The following is a 19,184-nucleotide window of genomic DNA, read 5'->3' on the forward strand; positions in this document are numbered from 1 at the left end:
CGGGCCGGGCATGAGCAATCCTCTTGTTTCGCAGCAGAAGGAGAATCCGGACGGCCCCGGGATCTTCACCGCGGGCACAGGTGAGGCCGGGTGGGGCACCGGCATCGGCATCGCCGAGTCGATCAACGACATCAGCAGCCTCAACGAGGGCTCCAGCTGGGTGGAGACCGGGCTGGCCTACGGCGGCGCGGCGCTGGAAGTGGTCGGCATGGCCGTCGACCCGATCGGCACCCTGCTGTCCTACGGCCTGTCCTGGCTGATCGAGCACGTCGAACCGCTCAAGGAAGCGCTGGACTGGTTCGCTGGCGACCCCGACGGCGTCAAGGCGTACGGGGAGACCTGGGCGAACGTCTCCCAGGCGGTCGGCCAGGCCGCCACCCAGTACAACGACGCGGTCAAGTCCGACACCGCGGAGTGGACGGGCCAGGCAGGCGACGCCTACCGCAAGCACGCCGCGGAGAAGGGCGAAGCGCTCGGCGCCGCCGCCGAGCTGGCCAACACGATCAGCTCGGTCGTGACCATCATGGGCGAGGTCGTCTCGTTCGTCCGCGAGTTCGTCCGCGACCTGGTGGCCGACTGCATCTCGCGGCTGATCACCTACGCGCTGGAGGCGCTGGCCCCGCCGCTGGTCTCGCTGGCGTGGGTGGTGCCGCAGGCGGTCGCGTTCATCGCCAAGACCGTGGGCAAGATCGCCGACATCGTCCAGAAGCTGGTCAAGACGATCAGCAACGTCGCACCGAAGCTGGCCAAGATGGCCGAGGTCTTCGGCGACGTGATGAAGGCCCTGGGCAAGCTGGGCAAGAAGGCCTTCGACGGCGTCACCAACCTCGCGGACAAGGTCGACATCGCGGGCAAGATGTCGGAGAAGGTCGCCGAGAAGACGTGGAAGAAGGTCGACGACGTCTTCGGCACCGACGTCGTGGGCAAGCACAACGCCAAGTTCGGCGGCCCCGACGCCCCGGGCGGCGGTGGCACGGACGACTCCGGGGACGGGCCGGGCGACCGGCCCCGGACGCCCGGCGGGTCGTCGGATCCGGGCCCAGGATCGCCGAGTGCCGACGGCTCGTCCACGGACGCGCCGGGCTCGTCGCCCGGCGACGGCGTGGGAACTGATGCTCCCGGGCGTGCGGACACGCCGTCCGGTTCCGGTGAGCAGCCGCGTGCATCGTCCTTGATGGACAGTGGTGGAAACGGCCACGGGACACCGGATTCGCCGCGTTCGGCGACGCCGGACGGACCCGGTGGTTCTGCTGGGGGCGGGCCGAATCCCGGTGGTTCGCCCACGGGTGGGCCCGGCGGTGGTACGGCTCCGGATGGGTCGAACTCCGGTGGTTCGCCCACGGGTGGCCCCGGCGGCGGTACGGCTCCGGATGGGCCGAATCCCGGAAGTTCGCCCACCGGCGGGCCCGGCGGCGGCACGGCTCCAGACGGGTCGAACCCCGGAAGCACGCCCACCGGCGGATCGAATCACGTTGGTACGTCTGGGGATGCGCCGAATCCCGGAGGCTCGAACCCAGGCGGCTCCGGTGGTCCGGTTGCGGACGCGCCGAGCCCTGGCAGCTCGCACTCGGGTGGGACCACCGGTTCGCACTCCGAGAACGTGAGCTCCGGTGGGAACCCCGGCGGTTCGAATCCCGGTGGCCCGCACCCCAGCAGCGCGAGCCCGGGCAGCGCGCCGGTCGGCGGCGGTTCGGGATTCTCGGGTGGCAGCACCGCTGGCGGACCGCCTCCGGGCGGAGGCTCTGCCTCGGGCCTCGGCACGCCCGGCGGGCCTGCCGGGTACAACCCGAACACCCCGGCTTCCACCTCGTCGGCGACTGTGGACGCGCCGTCCAGGACGCCGGAGATGGGCCCCGCGGCACCCGTCGCCGGGCCACCGCCCGCCCGCTCCGATCAATCGGCGCCCGGCGGAGCAGGCGCCGGACCGGTCGGCGGCGGAGCCGCCGGAGGCCCAGGAGGCGGCGGTTCGCCGACCGCCGGAGGCGGCGGGCGCGCCGGTTCCGGATCCGGTTGGACCGGTACACCGGGAAGCCCCGGCGCAGCCGGGAGGCCCGAGGCTCCGCGCCAGCGGGGACCGGAGGGCCCGGGAGGGCGCGGACCGGCGACGCCGGAGCGCCGCGGACCGGGCGGCGAGGCCGGACAGCGTCCGGCCGGTCCGCCCGCGGGCTCGCGGCCGCAGGCCGCAGGGCCCGGGCATCCGGCAGGCCCGGCACGTGCGGATGCTCCCGCTCGCCCCGGACACCCGGACGGTCCGCCCAGGCAGAACACTCCGCCCGCAGGCGGCCCGCGGCCGGACGCTCCACAGCGCCCGACCGCGCACCCCAGCGGCCCGCGTGCAGACGCGCCGAACCCTCGCCCCGGGCATCCGAACGCACCGCACCCGGGAGGTCCGCCGCGCACTGACGCGCCGAACTCCCAGCCTCGTCAGGGACATCCCGACAACCCGGCACGCCCGAACACCTCAACGCACCCGAACGCCACGTCGCGCCCGGATGCGCGCCCCAACGGAACGGGCCAGCACCCGGATACCCCGCGCCAGCCCGCCCCGCCGCGCCCCGACGGCCCGTCGCGCCCGGATGCTCCGCCCCGCAACAACCGTCCGGACGCCGATCCGAACGCACCGCGCCAACGCCACCCGCACGACGGCGTCCGCGTGCACCCGGACGCCCCCAGACAGCACCACGCGGGCGTCGACCGCCAGCACTCCAACATGCGCCCCGACTCGTTCCCGAACGCCCGGGGCGCCGAGGGCGAGTGGCGCCCGGGCGGGCCGCAGCGGACGCCCGAGAACACCCGCGAAACCCCCAGGCCAGACCAGGAAGCTCAGAAGTACTCCACGTCGGAGTCGATGGCCGCCGAGCGTCCGCCGGCGAATCCGACCGAGCACCGGTGGGACATCGGCCGCGCAGGCGAGTTCGAGCGGATCAAGGTCTCCCCGGAGCTGGAGAGCAAGCTCCGAGACCCCAACGATCCCCACGGCTACATCGGCATCCGGAACACGCCGTCCGGCCTGTCGGCGGTGCCGTACCCGAAGACGAGGATCGGCGACCGGGACTACTACGACCGGATGCCGAAACCGGCCGTGGACCCGAAGCGCTTCACGGTCGAGGTGCACGGCAGCCCGGACGGAGTGGAGTTCCGCGGCCAGCAGCTCACCGCCAAGGAACTGGCCGAGATCATCAAGGCCGCCCCCGGCTACGACCCGGGCACCCCGATCCGCCTGCTGTCCTGCAAGACCGGCGCGGACATGCCCGACGGCTCCCCGAACTTCGCCCAGCAGCTCTCCAAGGAGCTCGGCGTCGAAGTCCTGGCGCCCAACAAGGACGCCTGGGTCGACAACTTCGGCAACATGTACGCGAGCGACTCGCGCGCGAAGTTCGAAGCGGACGCCTCCGGCACGCCCCAACCCAAGCTCGACGAACCGGGCCAATGGGTCAGCTTCGCCCCGGACGGCACCAAGGCGGTCCACGACAGCCCCTTCCCCCCAGGCCACGAACCGGAATTCGTCCGCCACGGAGTACAAGCCCACAACGCCGAACAACGCGGCTTCGGCGACTGGCTCCGGAGGACGTTCGGCCGGGAGCCAAAGCCGGACACCTTCGAAGCGGACCCGGTCACGGGCGAGAGGTACTCGTCCTTCTCGCCGCCCCCGCAGAACACCCCACACCAGTACGGCGGGCCCCAGCAGGGGCAGCAGCCGTTTGGCGGCCCGCAGCAGGGTCAGCAGTCGTTCGGCGGGCCCCAGCAGGGGCAGCAGCCGTTCGGCGGACCCCAGCAAGGTCAGCAGCTCTACGGCGGCCAGCAGCCCGGCCAGCAGCCCTACAACGCACCTCAGCAGGGCCAGCAGCCTTACGGCGGACCCCAGCAAGGCCAGCAGTCGTTCGGTGGACCGCAGCAAGGTCAGCAGCCCTACGGCGGATCCCAGCCCGGTCAGCCATCTTTCGGTGGCCCCCAGCCGTCCTACGGCGGCCCCCAGCAGGGCCAGCCGCCCTACGGCGGTCCTCAGCAGGGCCAGCAGTCGTTCGGTGGACCGCAACCTGGCCAGCAGCCGTACAGCGGACCCCCACCTCGGCAGGGAACGCCGCAGCAAGGCCAGCAGTACCCGCAGGGCGGCGGATCCCCGCAGCCCCAGCGCCAAGGAGGAATGCCCCAACAAACCCCCGGACAACCGAACCCTCCGGCGCCTCAGCCCCCACGCGCTCCGCAGCAGTCCGGACCGACCCCTCCACCCCCGCGTGGCCAGCAACAACCGCAGGGCACGCCCCAGCAGAGCGGCCGCCCGACCTTCAACGGCCCGAGCCCGCAGGGGCCGCCTACCCCAAGTGCCGTCCCACACCCGAACGGGCCCCAACCGGCACCGAGGCCGTACGACGTCTCAGGCCCGCCCCGAAACCCGAGTGGCCCAGGGCAACAAGCTCCGAACGTCGGCGGTCCGAACCCCGGTGCGCCGTCGACCCCCAGGAACAACGTCCCGCCGCTCGACGTCTCAGGCCCGCGCCAGGCACCCAGTGGGCCGCGAACGAACACACCACCTTTGGACGTCAGCGGTCCGCCCCGGGCTGGCCAACAGCCGTCTGTTGATACTGGTCAGCGGAACGTGCCGCAGCCCGCGAGTCCGTCACCCACACCGTCCCCGCACCAACCGTCTCGTTCGTTCGAAGACTTCAAGCGGGACAACGGATTCGATCGTGATTCGTTGGGGCTCGACGATTCCCCGTCTGGCCAGCAGGCTGGGCAGAGTTCTGGTGATCGCAATCCGCTTGACGAGTTCGATTTCTTCGCGAATAAGGACTTCCGGGCGACAGCAGAAGATCACGCCGCTCTGCGCGAATCGGTGAACATCAACGAGGACGAACTGCGGCGGCTCAGGCTGGACGAGGACGGGAATGTTCGAGAAGAGCTCGCGGATATCACGGATGAAGAACTTTGGGCGATGGAGCGCTACACGGATGTCAACTTTTTTGACCCGTGGAACACAGCGCTGCGCGCTGGTGACGTCGATAGTTTGCGCGAACACGAAATTTTGATCAGGAACGCCGTGTCGGGCTTGAACAAATTGCCTGACTGGACTGCGACGCCGGACCATCCGCGTTTGTTGCGCGGGATCCATATTTACGGGAACAAGAAGGAGTTCCTGGATCGGTACGAAGTTGGCAGCACGCTGACAGAGAATGCCTTTACCAGTACCACAAAAGATGACGTGAATCTTCCTGCGGATGATCGCAAGGCGGCGATGTCCGGAAATGTTCAATTTGTCATTGATGGCCAAGTGGGCGGCAAGGACATTGAGTTCTTGAAGCCTTATGGTGGAATGCGGGAAGTCATTTTCCCTCCGGGAACCAGATTTGAGGTGACATACAAGGAGGAAGACGAGTTGACTGGTAAGGTGATCATTCATTTGACTGCCGTAGGGAGGTGAATATAAGTGGATCGCGGCGAGGGTGAGCGCGTCCAGAAAGACAGCATGGATATCAGCGATTTGTCGCCCGAGATGCGGGCAAAGGTTGAATCCGCACGCGAGTCGATCAGACGCCACATGATGGCCATCGGTCCGGATGCGGATGTCGCCCCGATAGACAATTTTGCTATCGGGCTGGACGACAACTTCAACCCGTTCCCGGCATCGCGGAAGTGGGCTGGCAATGACTCCACCGGTGAAGACGTGAACGACAAGTAGATTTTCGGGCGGGTCGGCTTCGGTCGACCGGGCCGGTGCTGCGGGCTGAGCACAGGCCGTGGAGGGTACGTTGAGTCGACGGGGAGGCGGAGGATGACTGCGCTGGAGCAGGCCATTGCGGGGTACGCGAGCGATCCTTCTGCGATCGGCCAGGTGTACCGGGAGTTCCTGGTAGCGAAGATGCTGGTGGTGTCCGCCGCCGACTCGTCGGATCCTGCGCTGATCAAGATCGACGGGCAGGACAAAGAGCAGATCTGGGTGTGCACGGGCAGGAGCGCGGTGCCGGACTTTGCGCCCGGCACGACGGCCGTCAACGGGTATCAGCTGCTGCCGTTGTTGGCGGACCGGGATGTGCACGTCGCCACGTCGCCGCAGGCGCAAGACATGATGTTGAGCGGTGAATTGGCGATCGTTCACTCGGCGCCCGACATCACTGACGAACTTCGGTCGGAAGCTCAGGGGCGACCCGGTTCCTGGATCGCCGTGCCCGACCGCATGTACCAGGGCGAAGTGCGCGACAAGATCCCCGAGCACGCGTTCGTCGGCGAGTACTGGGTCGATGAGACAGGCGTCGTGACGAGCCAGTACCGCGTCAACCCAAAGTACCGGCCTTCGCCTCTGACGCTCGGATTTCCTCAGCCGGTTAGCCCGCTCGAACATGCCTTGCACCTGTACGAGACCGGCTACGTCTCAGCTGAAGCGCTAGTGGCGGTGCTCTCGAACAATGATTTCGCCCTGGTGGTGGAAAGCGACGGAGTGGCGTCGATGTTCCCCCGGGGGGACAAGAAGGTGATGGTTGCGGCATCCGGAGTCAGATATGTTCCGGATTTCGCGAAGGGTGCGAATAAGGTTAACCTGGCTGCGCTCGAACCGCTTTTGGCTGAAGCGGACTTGATGATCGACCTCGGTGCGCGACATCAAACGCAGATCCCCGGTTCCTTGCTCCTGCAGAAACTTGAAAGGCAGAGAACGGCTAAACAGCGCCCGGCGACTCAACCGCAGGAAGGATATCCACGGACGGCTTCAACCCTGTCTGCGGAGCCGATTGACGCTCATGAGCGATTCATCGGTGCGATGCTGGCTGGGGCTGTTGGTGACGCGCTGGGCTACCGCATCGAATTCGATGACATTGGGGCGATCCGGCAGGCTCACGGCGGTGCTGGGCTTACCGCTCCGGTGCTTCGGGATGGTGTTGCGCAGGTTTCCGATGACACGCAGATGATGTTGTTCACGCTGGAAGGGCTCATCCGGGCGCATGTGGCTCGGCGGATGAACCCGGTGGACAACGATCCGGTTCCTGAGGTGCAGCACGCTTATCAGCGGTGGTTCCACACGCAGAACCAGCCGTGGCCGCAGGCCGGTGGTCCGTATGCTCAGCGTCTTCAGCAGCCGGACGGGTGGTTGATCACGAACCAGGCCCTGTTCAGCAGGCGTGCTCCGGGGAGCACGTGCATGTCGGCGTTGGCGCGGTTCGCGCAGACGCACCAGCACGCCGCTCCGCAGGTTGCGATCAACGATTCCAAGGGCTGCGGCGGCGTGATGCGGGCCGCGCCGGTCGCGGTGTGGTCCGGCGATCCGGCCGAGGTGTTCTACGCGGCGGTCGGCACGGCAGCGTTGACGCACAGCCACCCCAGCGGGTTCCTGTCCGCCGGTGTGCTCGCGGTGATCGTGCACCAGCTCATCCGGGATGTTCCGTTGCCGGAAGCCGTTCGGATCGCTCGGGATCTGCTGTTGCGGTGGCGTGGGCACGAAGAGCAGCTGCAGATCCTCGACCAGGCCGTTGAGCTAGCGAAGCGCGGCTCTGTCAGCCCGGAGGAGCTCAAGGACACGCTCGGGCAGGGGTGGGTCGGCGAGGAGGCGCTGGCGATCGGCCTCTACGCCGTGCTGGCCACCGACAACCTGCGCGACGCGCTGCTGCTGTCGGTGAACCACTCGGGCGACTCCGACTCCACGGGAATCGTGTGCGGCAACATCGCCGGCGCGCTGTACGGAACCCGCGCGATCCCGCAGGAGTGGCTGAACACGCTGGAGCTGCGCGAAGTCATCGAGGCGCTGTCCAGGGACGCGCTGGCCGAGTTCAGCCCGGGCCCGCCCAGCGACCAGGAGTGGTTGCGCCGGTATCCGGCTTGGTGAGCCGGTGCAGTGAGCGGGCCTGCGGACTTCAATCCCGGCCGGGAAGGTGAGCTGGTAGTGGATCACGAGAACGTGGCCGGGAAACCCGGCAACGGCTTCAGCGCATCCGGGCCCGGCACAGCGGTGTCTCGTGGGAACGAAAGCCGCGGAGCATCTCGCCGAACAGCGCTGAGTGGTGTCGCCCCGCTGGGGAACCGCTTCTGGACAGCTGTGTTCGCGGCCTGGCTCGGTGATGGGCTCGGGCGCCTCGTGCAGTTCTTCACCTGGGATGAGATCCGGGAGATGCACGGGGATCAGGGGATTACGAGGCTGGATCCGCGTGTGCCTGAGGAGCGCATGTCCGACGGTGGCGTCAGCCTGATGGTGCTGACCCTCGACGGGCTGATCAGAGCCGACCGCGCGCGGGTGGCGCACCACGACGATCCCTTCACCGAGCTCGAACGCGTGTACCGGTTGTGGGCGGCGGGTGAAGCTCGCGGTAGTTCTGCGGGTGGCTGGTTGGCCGCAGATCATTTTTCCTCTCAACTGGCGGAGTCGCGCGCCGTCGCGTTGCTGCGGGAAAAGCTGATCGGCGGACCGGATTCCTACCCGGTGCAGGGTGTTTCACCGCTGTGCTCGGCGATCCCGATGAGTGGTTGGTCGAGCGAGAGCGGTGAAGTCGTCGACTTCGTGGCGCGTGCCATGCAGCTCACCGGGCAGTCCGCTGCGACGACTGCCACCGCCAAGGTCCTCGCGGTCATGATCCAGCAGAACGTCATGGCCGACGACTACCTGCACGGGATCTCCTACGTCGTGGAAGGCGATCCGGATCGCTGGGGTGAAGGCGGAGCGGAGGTCCTGGAGGCGGTCAACGCGGCACGAGGCCTGGCCCGGTACGGCATCACGCCAGGTGAGATCGAATCCTTGGGCTCGGGTGAAACACCGGCTTCCGCGTTGGCGATCGCGGTGTGCGCCGTGCTGTCAGCGGAGGAGAAGCTATTCGGCCAGCACTTCGAAGAAGTGCTGCGGATTGCGGTGAACCATTCCGGGAACAGTTCCCTCACCGGTGCGCTGGCAGGTGCGATCGTGACCATTGGGCGAAGGTCCTCGGGTGGGATGGACAGTGTTTGGGGCAAGGGGCTGCTCGACTACCAGCTGGTTTCCAAGCTGGCGCGGGATGCTAGTGATCAGCTCGGTTCGCAGCGGGGCGAGCTGAAGCGGAAGGAGAGATACCCGGCCCTGTGGGGCGGGGAGGTCGTGAGCCCGTCTAGGCAGGACGATGGTGAGGAACGTCTTGCCGACGTGACCCCGACCCCCACGCTGATAGGTGCGTATTCGAAGTCGGAGCGCAGCCTGTCGCAGCGTGTTGCGGAGTTCCGGTGGAGTCCGGATTCCGGAGTCGCGGTCGAGATCTTCGACAAGGTGGCGGGCGATGTCGCGCGGTCCTACTTCCACGCAGGTATCTGGCTGCACTCGGAGAACCGCACGGTGCTCATCGGCGAAGGTCCCGCATTCATGCGAGCACTTCTGCTGACGCCGGACAAGCGGTACTACAGGTTCGTCGATGAAAGCGCTGACGAACCCGTTCGTCCCTCCGAGCAGCAGGCGAGCGCAGCCCAGCCCGAGCAGATCGCTCAGCCGTTGACCCTCGACGAGCGCGTCGTGCTGGAGACTCGTGGTCGATCGACCATTGCGGCGGATCGCGAGTGGCGCGACGGTAAACGCGTCATGCGCTATTGGGACGCTCAACGTGTGCGCAGGGTCTTCGGGCGCAGCAGCGACGAGTTCTGCCGGGCGTTGCGCTACGACCGGACCATCAAAGACGTGTCCGTGATCCACGGGGTAGGGACGTACTTTCCGTTCGCCGTGCAGGAGTCCCTGCTGGCTGATGTCGTGGCGCGCGGGCGTCTCTCCGCGGCCGGGCAGATGACGTTGTTCTGCCTCGACGCTGTGGTGCGCACGGAGACCTGGCGGCGTCAGACGGGCGAGCTGATCCCGCGCACGATCGGCCTGGTCGGGCTGTTGCGGTGGCTGCACACCCAGGGCGTTCCGTGGAACCGGGTCGTGACCGCGGACATCCTCGACGACGTCCCGGAACCGACCGGCTGGCTGATCGAGCTTCCCGAGCTCTTCGAGCGTCGCGACCCGGACCCGGTGTGCATCGATGCGCTGTCCGCTTTCGCGGAGAAGAACGTGACGGGCTGGTTCTCGAAGCCGATCAACAATGCGCGGACGCCGTCTGCGGTGCCCAGGGCGATCGCCCTGGCCGCGTGGTCCGACATCCCGGAACGCGTCTTCGAGCAGGCTGTCGCGAACGCGCTGCTCACGCACGGCCATCCCGATGCGTACCTCAGCGCGGGCGCCTACGCCGTCCTGGTCAACACCCTGCTGTCCGGGGGCACGTTGGGCGACGGCATCGAGATCGCCGTGGACGAACTGGCCAAGTGGCCGGATGAGAACGTCCAGCGCTTGCTGCGGTCCTGTGAGCTGACCGGTCGGCGACCTTCGGCGGGGCAGCTGTCCGTGCTGGTCGAGGACGGTGCGGCTCCGAACGCGCTGGCCGTCGCCGTGGTGGCCGCGGCGCGCGACGATGACTTCGTGTCCGCGGTGCGACGAGCGGCCGGGGTCTTGCCTGAGGCGGCACCGCTGGTCGGCGGACTGCACGGCGCGCGAAACGGTGAGCAGGGATTCCCGCGGAAGTGGTTGGGGCGGATGGAGCTCTGGAAAGAAGTCGAGCGACTGGCCTTCGACGTCGCGGCTGTTCAGGTCGGCCTACCGGACCGGGTCTGGACGTCGGAGTGGGCCGGACCCTATCCGGGGTTCTGAGCGCGGGAGCGAGCGGTGATCAAGAACTCTCTGGACGAGCTGACCCCACAGGAGCTGAAGACGCTTCAGGCATGGCGGGACATGAAGGTTCGGCCGAGCCTCCTGCCCATGTCGTGGTTCGTCGAAGTCGACCACCAGGTCGGGCTGGTTTTCGGGGGAGACCGGAAGGAACCGCTGGCCTGGCCGCGGCGGCAGTACGAGGTCCTCGGCAGGGCGTTGGGCATGCTCATCGGCGGAGCCCTGGGCGATTCCCTCGGAACCACCGCTGAAGCGGAAGGAATCACGACCGACCGCGCGCTGTTGACCGCGTTGCGGTTTCGGCCGTGGCGGGCGCCGAACTCAGCGGCGTTGGGAGCCGCTGCCGAGATCGCCACTCGTGCCCAGGCGGATCATCGGGAGGGCGCGGATCTCGACGCAGCACTGATGACGCGTGCGCAGGAAGCGGAGATCGCTGGACCTCTCGGGTGTTTCGCAGCCGCTGTCCCGGCTGCGCTGGTCAGCATCAACAGCGCTGACGGGGATGCGTTTCGTCGAGGTATGCGGCTGGCTGCACTTCTCAGCGACTCCTCGGCAGATCAAGCCAGCGCAGGTGCGTTCGCGGTGGCGCTCGTTCGAGCGCTCAATGGCCACGAACTCCGCTTGGACCAGCTCTCCCGATTGCTGCTGGAGCAGGTGGGTGCCGAGCACACCGAACTCCGCCGCAGGCTGGGCTATCTTGCGTCGGTTGGTGAAGGTACCGATGACCAGGCCGTGTTCGCGGAGTTGGGCAAGGGTTCATCCGGGGCAGAGGTGGTCTCCCGAGCGCTCTGGCTCGGAGCCCGTGACACGGGCGGGTGGGCTGAGGTGGTCCATGCCTTCGTGGGAGAGAACCGGTCGTACAACGCGCAGGTATCCGGCCTGCTCACCGGTGCCCGGCGTGGTGCGGAGGCGTTCCCGCTGCTGTGGCGGCGGAAGCTTGAGCCCGCTGCCCGGCTTGAGTCCGTCGCCGAGACGTTCATGTCCGAGTTCGGTCCGGATCAGGTGAGAATCACTCCGCAAGCTGATGTCCGAGGTGCGGCGCCTTCGGTGGCCACTCCTGACCAGGACGCCTTCGTCGACGAGCGTGCTCAGGACAGGCCAGAGGATCGGCGAGTGGGGGATGTGGAGGGCGGCATGGGGCAGTCGCAGGGTGTGGAGATGACCGCGCTGGAGCGGGCCATCACTCGGTTCGGCGCGGGGGAGGGGCCGGTTGAGGACGTCTACCGGGAGTTCCTGGTCGCCAGGACGTTCTTGATCACCTCGCCGGGCGGGCCCGCGTTCTTCCAGATGTCGGATCAGCCGAAGGAGCAGATCTGGGTTTGCACCGATGAGAGCGCGGCGCCGGACCTGGGATTCCCGGGGATGGAGTCGCCGGGCACCACGCCGGTCAACGGGTACCGGTTGCTGCCGCTGCTCGCCGAGCGGAACGTGCGCATCATCACCCGCGAAGGCGTGATGGATCTGATGATCATCGGGTCGCGAGCTGTGCAGCTCTCGGCGCCCGAGATCACCGATCAGGTGCGGGCGGAGGGGCTGAAGAAGCCCGGTGCCTGGTTGGGCGTGCCGGATCGGATGCTGCGCGAACAGCCGTGGGAGTCCCTCCCCGCGCACGGTGTCGTCGGTGAGTACTGGGTCGACGAGAACGGGGCCGTCACCGAGCAGTACCGGCCGAACCCCGAGTACCGGCCTTCCCCGCGGACCTTGGGATTCCCGGAGCCTCGGACCGAGCTCGGGCACACCCTCCAGCTCTACGTCACCCAGCAAGTCACCGAGCAAGCTCTGGTGAAGGTGCTCAACGAATCGGTGATCGCCCTCGCGGCGCACGAAGACGGTGTGCCCGCAGCGTTCCCGCTCCACGGGCGGCCGACGCTCGTCGCGGCCTCCGTTCCTGAGTACATCCCCGATTTCGCCAAGGGGCGGGTCAAGGCCGCTTTTGCCGAGATGACACCGGCTTTCACAGATGCCGACCTGGTCATCGACCTGGGTACGCGCCAGCAGGTCCACTTCTCCGGGCAACAGCTGCTGGAGCTGTTGGCGGAGGTGAAGCCGAGCGGTGAAGCCGCAGCGGCTCAGCAGCCCGCGGCGCCGCTCGAGCCTCACGAGCGGTTCGTCGGGTCGATGCTGGCCGGGGCTGTGGGGGACGCTCTGGGTTACGCCGTCGAGTTCCACGACATCGGCATGATCCGGCGGAATCACGGGGATGCCGGGCTCACCGCTCCCGTGCTGCGGGACGGCGTTGCGCAGATCTCCGATGACACGCAGATGATGCTGTTCACCCTCGAAGGGCTCATCCGGGCTCATGTCGCGCGGCGGATCAAGCCCGTCGACAACGATCCGGTTCCCGAGGTGCAGCACGCCTACCAGCGGTGGTTCCACACGCAGAACCAGCCCTGGTCGCAGGCCGGTGGGCCTTACGCGCAGCGGATTCCGCAGCCCGACGGGTGGCTCATCACCAATCCCCAGCTGTTCGCCGCGCGGGCTCCGGGGAGCACCTGCATGTCCGCGCTCGCGCAGTTCGCGCAGACGCACCAGCACGCTTCTCCGCAGCACCGGGTCAACGATTCCAAGGGCTGCGGCGGCGTGATGCGGGCCGCGCCGGTCGCCGTGTGGTCGCACGATCCCGCCGAGGTCTTCTACGCCGCCGTCGGGACCGCCGCGCTCACGCACAGCCATCCCAGCGGGTACCTCTCCGCCGGGGTGCTCGCCGTGATCGTGCACCAGCTCATCCGGGACGTACCGCTGGGGCAAGCGGTGAGCACCGCCCGGGAGCTGTTGTTGCGGTGGCGGGGGCACGAGGAGCAGTTGGCGTTGCTCGACAAGGCCGTCGAGCTCGCGAAGCAGGGGCCGGTCGCTCCTGAGGTGATCAAGGACACGCTCGGGCAGGGGTGGGTCGGGGAAGAAGCTCTCGCGATCGGGCTCTACGCCGCGCTGGCCACGGATAACCTGCGGGACGCGCTGTTGCTGGCCGTGAACCACTCGGGGGACTCGGACTCCACGGGGATCGTGTGCGGCAACATTGCGGGGGCTCTGCACGGGGCCCGGGCCGTTCCGCCGGAATGGCTCGGTTCGCTGGAGCTGCGAGAGGTGATCGAGACGTTGGCCGGGGATGCGCTCGCCGAGTTCAGCCCGGGTCCGCCGACCGATCCGGCCTGGACCAGGCGCTACCCGGCCTGGTGAGCACGAGGGAGACATCGCGATGACCGACGCACGACCGCAGCCGTCGTGGGCGGACCGCTTCCGCGGGGCCATGCTCGGCGGGGCCGTCGGCGACGCCCTCGGCGCCGGTGTGCGGGGCAGCAAGCTCAGCGAGATCGAGCAGTGGTTCGGCCCGCAGGGCGTGGTCGACTACCTGCCCGTGTTCGGGCGGCGCGGGGCGAGCACCGAGCTGACGCAGCTCACCGTGTTCACGCTGGAAGCCCTGCTGCGGGCCAAGGCCGCGAACCCGAGCAGCAGCGGGTGGTTGCCGACCGAGTTCGTCCTCACCAACTACCTGCGCTGGCTGCACACCCAGGGCGTGCCGTGGGACTACGCGATGTCGGCGTACCTGGCGGCCGAGCCCACCCCCAACAGCTGGCTGCTGGAACGGCCCGAGCTGTACTCGACCCGCAACCCGTGCAGTGCCGGGCTGTACCTGATCGGGACCGCCGCGCAGCGGTCGCCGCTGGCCGCCGACGGCAGCGTGCACCCGTCGTTCGACGCCGACGGCCTGGCCGACCTCGTGGTGTGGGCCGCGCCGACCATGGCCTGGTCCAACATTCCCGAAGAGGTCTTCGCGGCGGGTGCCGGGGCGGCGAACCTCCTGCTCAACGCGTCGAACTCGGTTGCCGCAGCTGGCTTGCACAGCGATGTGCTGGCCCAGCTGATCCGGGGCGTGCCGCTGTGGGATGCCGTGAACGCCTCCGACCACAACCGGCTCGGGGTCGCCTACCGGATCGGCCGGGAACCCGCTGACGTCCGCCGGACCCTGCACGCCGCGATGTTCGTCGGGCAGCGCGGCGGCTACCCCACTCCCCGGCAGATCGAGGTCGAGTTCGACCTGACCGACAAGCCCGGTGAGCTGGGCATCGCGCTGGCCGCGGTCGGCAGCACCCGCAGCTTCGCCGACGCGGTGCGCGTCGCGGTGAACCACTCCGGCGACAGCGCCGTCACCGGTGCGCTGGCCGGTCAGCTCGCCGGTGCGATCTACGGGCCCGCCGGGATTCCCGGGCAGTGGCTCGACGAGCTCGAACTGCGCGAGATCATCGAGATCCTCTGCGCCGACGCCACCGAGGCCTTCGCGCCGCCGCAGCCGCCGCAGTGGGCCCAGCGCTACGCGCCGAACACCCGGCAGCTCGGCGGCCCGCCGCAGCTCACCGGGGGCTCGCCGAACACGGTCGAGGGCATCGCCGAGCAGACCATGCTCATCCCGGCGATCACCTCCTCGGAGCCCGTCGACACCCCGCCCGCCGGGCTGCCGGTGCAGAACCCGCGCCCGGACGGCATCGGTGCGCCGACGTTCCCGGCGGCCCGGACCGAGAACGCGGTCGGCGACCCGTCGAGCACCGGGCCGATCCCGGTGCCGAACCTGCGCTCCGAGACGCCGGTGGAGACCACCGCGGTGTTCCCCGCGATCGGTGACGACGCGGAGCCGCCGGCGGCCGCGCCGCAGATCGGGGCCTTCCCGCCGCCAGCCGTGGTGCAGCCGGTGGCGGCCGATCCCGTGCCGGACGCTGAACCCGCTGGGTTCGTCGAGGCGGATGCCGGGGAAGCGGAGGAGTCGGCCGTCGACCGCGAGGTCGCGGAGCGCATCGTCCGCGAGTCGGCGGAATTCGCGCGGATTCCGGTGCCGGACGCCCGGGTTTCGGAGCCGGTCGTCGACGAGGACCCGGCCGAGCCGGAGGGCGCCGTCGAGCCGGTCGCCGAGCCGGAGGACGTCGTCGAACTGGCTCCGGCCGAACCGGAGGTTGCGGACCACGTGGTTCGCGAGCCTGCCGATCTCGGGCGGATCGTGGTGCCGGAAGTCGTCGTCCGGGACGAGGACGCCGCGGCCGATCGCGAGGTCGCGGAGCGCATCGTGCAGGAGCCGGCGGAGTTCGCGCGGATCCCGGTGCCGGATGTCGTTGCCAGGAGCGAGGAATCCGAGCCCGAGGACCAGGAACCGGCGGATCGCGACGAGGACGCCGAGGCGGAACTCGTCGACGACGCAGCGGAAGGCGTTGCGGACAGCGAGGTTCCAGAAGCCCCGCAGCCCGCGGTGGAGCGCGATCCGGTGGACCTGGAACCGCCCGCGCGCACCCCGATCGACCTCGAACCGGTCGACGACGTCGCGGACGACGAACCGGCGGACGAGACCGAAGACGACGTCCCCGACGAGAACGGCGACGACGCAGCGGAAGACGTCGCCGAGCCCGTCGAAGAGGAGCCCGCCGAACCGGCGGCTCCGGTGGCGCCGCCGGTCGTGCGCGGCGGGCACGCCAAGGCCGACGGCCCGGGGGACAGCGCTCCGTCGCTGACCGAGCGCGTGCTGGGCTGCTTCCTCGGCGGCGCGCTGGGCGACTCGCTCGGCTCCGACCTGGAGTTCATCACCGCCGAGGCGATCACCGCGCGCTTCGGCCCCGAGGGTCCGTCCGGGCTGCGCGAGGCCTACGGCGTGCGCGGGGCCATCACCGACGACACCCAGATGACGCTGTTCACCGCCGAAGGCCTGATCCGCGGCAGCGTCGCGAACCGCGTTCTCGGCAGCGACGATCCGCTCCCCGAGGTGCAGCTGGCCTACCAGCGCTGGCTGCACACGCAGGGCGTGGACTGGGACGCCGCGGCCGGCGCGTTCCTCGCCGACTACCCGGCGCCCGACGGCTGGCTGATCGAGGTGCCCGGCCTGTTCGCGACCCGCGCGCCCGGCAAGACCGTGTGGCGCGCGCTGGCCCGCTTCGGCGACGGCAAGCCCGCCGGGTCGTTCACCGAGCGCGTCAACGACTCCAAGGGCTGCGGCGGCGTGATGCGCGCCGCGCCCGCCGCGCTGTGGTCCACCGATCCCGCCGAGGTGTTCCGGCTCGCCGCCCGCACCGCCGCGGTGACGCACAGCCACCCCGCCGGCTACCACTCCGCCGGGGCGCTGGCGGTGATCGTCCAGCAGGCGCTGCTCGGCCGCGGCCTCGACGACGGCGTGTGGCTGGCGCTGCAGGTGCTGGAGACCTGGGAGGACCACGAGGAGACCAGCGCGGCGCTCAAGGCCGCCGTGGCGCTGGCCGAAGCTGGCGAGCCGACACCGGAGCAGGTCGCCGAGCAGCTCGGCGGCGGTTGGGTCGGCGAGGAGGCGCTGGCCATCGCGGTGTGCGCGGCGCTGGTCGGCGAGGACGTCGAGCAGGCGCTGCGGATCGCCGTGCACCACGACGGCGACAGCGACTCGACCGGCGCGATCTGCGGGAACATCGTCGGCGCGCTGCACGGCGTCGCCGCGCTGCCGGTCGACTGGCTGGCCGAGCTGGAGCTGCGCGACGTCGTCGAGCAGATCGCGCTGGACTGCGTGGCCGAGTTCGGGCACGGCGCCTTCCAGCCCGGCCAGGCCGCCATCGAGCCGCCGACCGGTGAGGACTGGAACGAGCGCTACCCGGTCCGGCCGCACTGGGAGGCCGCACCCGAGCCGGTCGCCGCCGCGCCGGGACCGGAGTTCCCGGCGCCCAAGCCCGCGCCGCGGCGGATCAACGGAGTCATGCACGACGAGCTGTCCGAGGGGGAGGACGAATGATCCTGGGGGAGTCGATCGCGGGCGCGCACGTCCTGGTCGACGGGACGTACTGGCCGCTCCGCGAGCTGGGCGAGCAGGGCGCGGTGCTGGAAGGCCGCGACCAGCCCGTCCCGCTCGACCAGGTCGGTGACGTGCTGTTCGCGCAGCACGGTGCTCCCGCGCGGGTGCGGCCGGAGTTCCCGGCACCGGCGTCCTACGGGGCGTTCCCGGACCGCGCCGAGCAGCAGCGCGACCTGGAGCGGGCGCTGCGCGAAGCGGTCGTCGCCGGGCTGCCGGAGGGCTGGCAGCGGGTGGTCGTCGACTGCACCGCGCTGGGCACCCGGATCGAGATCACCGCCGCGGTCACCACCGACGCCGAGCACCGGTGGATCCCCACCCAGGACGTCGTCGACGCGCTGCGGCGGCACCGCGACGTCTCCTACCGCCCGGAGACCGGGGCGTGGACCGCGGCGCGCTTCCAGCTCGACCAGGACGGCGCCGACCTGCGCACCGGGCACGACGAGCCGAGCTGGGTCGTCGGCCCCGAGGACGGCCGCGCGCACTACGAGGAGCTGCGCTACTACCCGCGGACCGCCGCGCCGGGATGGCTGCTGGACCCGGCGTGGGAGCACTACGGCCAGCACCGCGAGGCCGAGCAGCCCGAGCCGGTCCGGATGGTCCAGGTCTTCGACGGCCGCGACGCCGAGAACCGCCCGTTCGCGCACCGGCCCGCGCTGACCTCGGTCGAGGAGCGGCTGGTCGCGCACTACCTGCACGGCGGCGAGATCCTGCTGCGCGCGTACAGCAGCGACCCCGACGAGATCGATCCGCAGCGCCAGCCGGCGGTGCCCAAGCAGTTCCACACCGACGGCACCTGGGTGTGGCCGCTGGCGCTGGCCTACTACCTGAACGAGCACTGCATCGCCCCGCCGCGCGACTTCCTCGACCACATCCGCAGCCGCGGCCACCAGCCGCCGGGGGAGGTCGCCGACCACGCGGCCGCCGAGGCCAAGGCGCTCGTGCTCGGCGGTGACCCGGAGGCCCTGCTGCGGCTGAGCCCGGCCAAGGCGATCGACATCGCCCGCGGCTTCATCAGCGCGATGGGCATGAGCACCCGGTTCTACAGCTTCGAGGAGCCGCTGGAGGGCGGCTGGAGCATGCTGCGCGGCTCCGACGGCTGGTGGGTGGTGTTCCGCGTGCACGAAGGCGAGATCCACAACCGCTCCCGCTTCCCCGACGCCTACGCGGCCGCGGCGCACCTGATCGGCGCGATGTCGCTCACCCGCACCGAGTTCCTGCGCGAGCCGGACGAGCCGCTGCAGGACTTCGAGTGCCCGTACGAGCCGATGCCCGGCGAGCCGCCGCTGGACGCCTACGACAACAAGCTCGCGGTGGTCCTGCGCGAGGGCGACGAGGTCGACCGGTTCGGCGAGCCCACCGGCAACACGGTGTTCGTGGCCGGGACGACGCTGCCGCAGCGCTCGGTGCCGCCGCAGCAGCAGGCCGGGGCCTACCACCGGTACCGGGTGGTCACCGGCTTCGAGGTCGTCTCCGGCGTGGCCAAGCCGGACTTCGGCCAGGTCGGCGGCGGCACCGCCTTCGTGCTGCCGAACGACGTCCAGAACCTCGTCGCGGACGGCTGGCTGGTCGAGGTCTGAGTCCCCGAGGGCGGTTTTGCCGGTAACCGACACGTCTCCACGTCCGGAATGCCGGGTCAGTTTCAGGCAAAACTGCCGCTCGGCACGACACGCCGAGGCGGGCGGGGTGTGAAACGGGCCCTGAGGACCTGCGTCTGATCCGGCGAACTCCGGCCGAAAGCCGGTTTCCCGGTCGTCCCCGCCGAGT

The 19,184-nt window shown here is 69.6% G+C and carries 7 protein-coding genes; all 7 read left to right on the forward strand.

Annotated elements, in window-relative coordinates:
- Nucleotides 1-10 precede the first annotated feature (10 nt).
- A complete protein-coding gene (locus tag OU416_RS24515; protein ID WP_270929384.1) occupies nt 11-5,419 on the forward strand; it encodes a WXG100-like domain-containing protein in 5,409 nt (1,802 codons plus the stop codon).
- Nucleotides 5,420-5,425: 6 nt separating this feature from the next.
- Nucleotides 5,426-5,677 carry a hypothetical protein gene (locus tag OU416_RS24520; RefSeq protein ID WP_270929385.1) on the forward strand — a complete coding sequence of 84 codons (252 nt, stop codon included), beginning with the start codon at nt 5,426-5,428 and terminating at the stop codon, nt 5,675-5,677.
- A 93-nt stretch (nt 5,678-5,770) separates the two neighbouring features.
- Nucleotides 5,771-7,810, forward strand: coding sequence for a type VII secretion system-associated protein (locus OU416_RS24525; RefSeq protein WP_270929386.1), 2,040 nt, complete (start codon nt 5,771-5,773; stop codon nt 7,808-7,810).
- Between the two features lie 57 nt (nt 7,811-7,867).
- Nucleotides 7,868-10,615, forward strand: coding sequence for an ADP-ribosylglycohydrolase family protein (locus tag OU416_RS24530; RefSeq protein ID WP_270929387.1), 2,748 nt, complete (start codon nt 7,868-7,870; stop codon nt 10,613-10,615).
- Between the two features lie 15 nt (nt 10,616-10,630).
- Nucleotides 10,631-13,810: an ADP-ribosylglycohydrolase family protein gene (locus OU416_RS24535; RefSeq protein WP_270929388.1), complete on the forward strand. Its 3,180-nt coding sequence runs from the start codon at nt 10,631-10,633 to the stop codon at nt 13,808-13,810.
- 19 nt (nt 13,811-13,829) lie between these two features.
- Nucleotides 13,830-17,360 (forward strand): ADP-ribosylglycohydrolase family protein, encoded by a 3,531-nt coding sequence (locus OU416_RS24540; protein WP_270929389.1) that lies wholly within the window; start codon nt 13,830-13,832, stop codon nt 17,358-17,360.
- Complete coding sequence (locus OU416_RS24545; protein ID WP_270929390.1) at nt 17,357-18,997, forward strand: TNT domain-containing protein; 1,641 nt, start codon at nt 17,357-17,359, stop codon at nt 18,995-18,997. Before OU416_RS24540 ends, OU416_RS24545 begins: the two co-directional genes overlap by 4 nt.
- The last annotated feature ends 187 nt before the right edge of the window (nt 18,998-19,184 follow it).

Source organism: Saccharopolyspora indica (assembly GCF_027853965.1).
Taxonomy (GTDB): Bacteria; Actinomycetota; Actinomycetes; order Mycobacteriales; family Pseudonocardiaceae; genus Saccharopolyspora; species Saccharopolyspora indica.

Coding starts and splice junctions, on each gene's coding strand:
- OU416_RS24515 (WP_270929384.1), top strand. CDS start 11: ATGAGCAATCCTCTTGTTTCGCAGCAGAAGGAGAATCCGGACGGCCCC.
- OU416_RS24525 (WP_270929386.1), top strand. CDS start 5,771: ATGACTGCGCTGGAGCAGGCCATTGCGGGGTACGCGAGCGATCCTTCT.
- OU416_RS24540 (WP_270929389.1), top strand. CDS start 13,830: ATGACCGACGCACGACCGCAGCCGTCGTGGGCGGACCGCTTCCGCGGG.
- OU416_RS24545 (WP_270929390.1), top strand. CDS start 17,357: ATGATCCTGGGGGAGTCGATCGCGGGCGCGCACGTCCTGGTCGACGGG.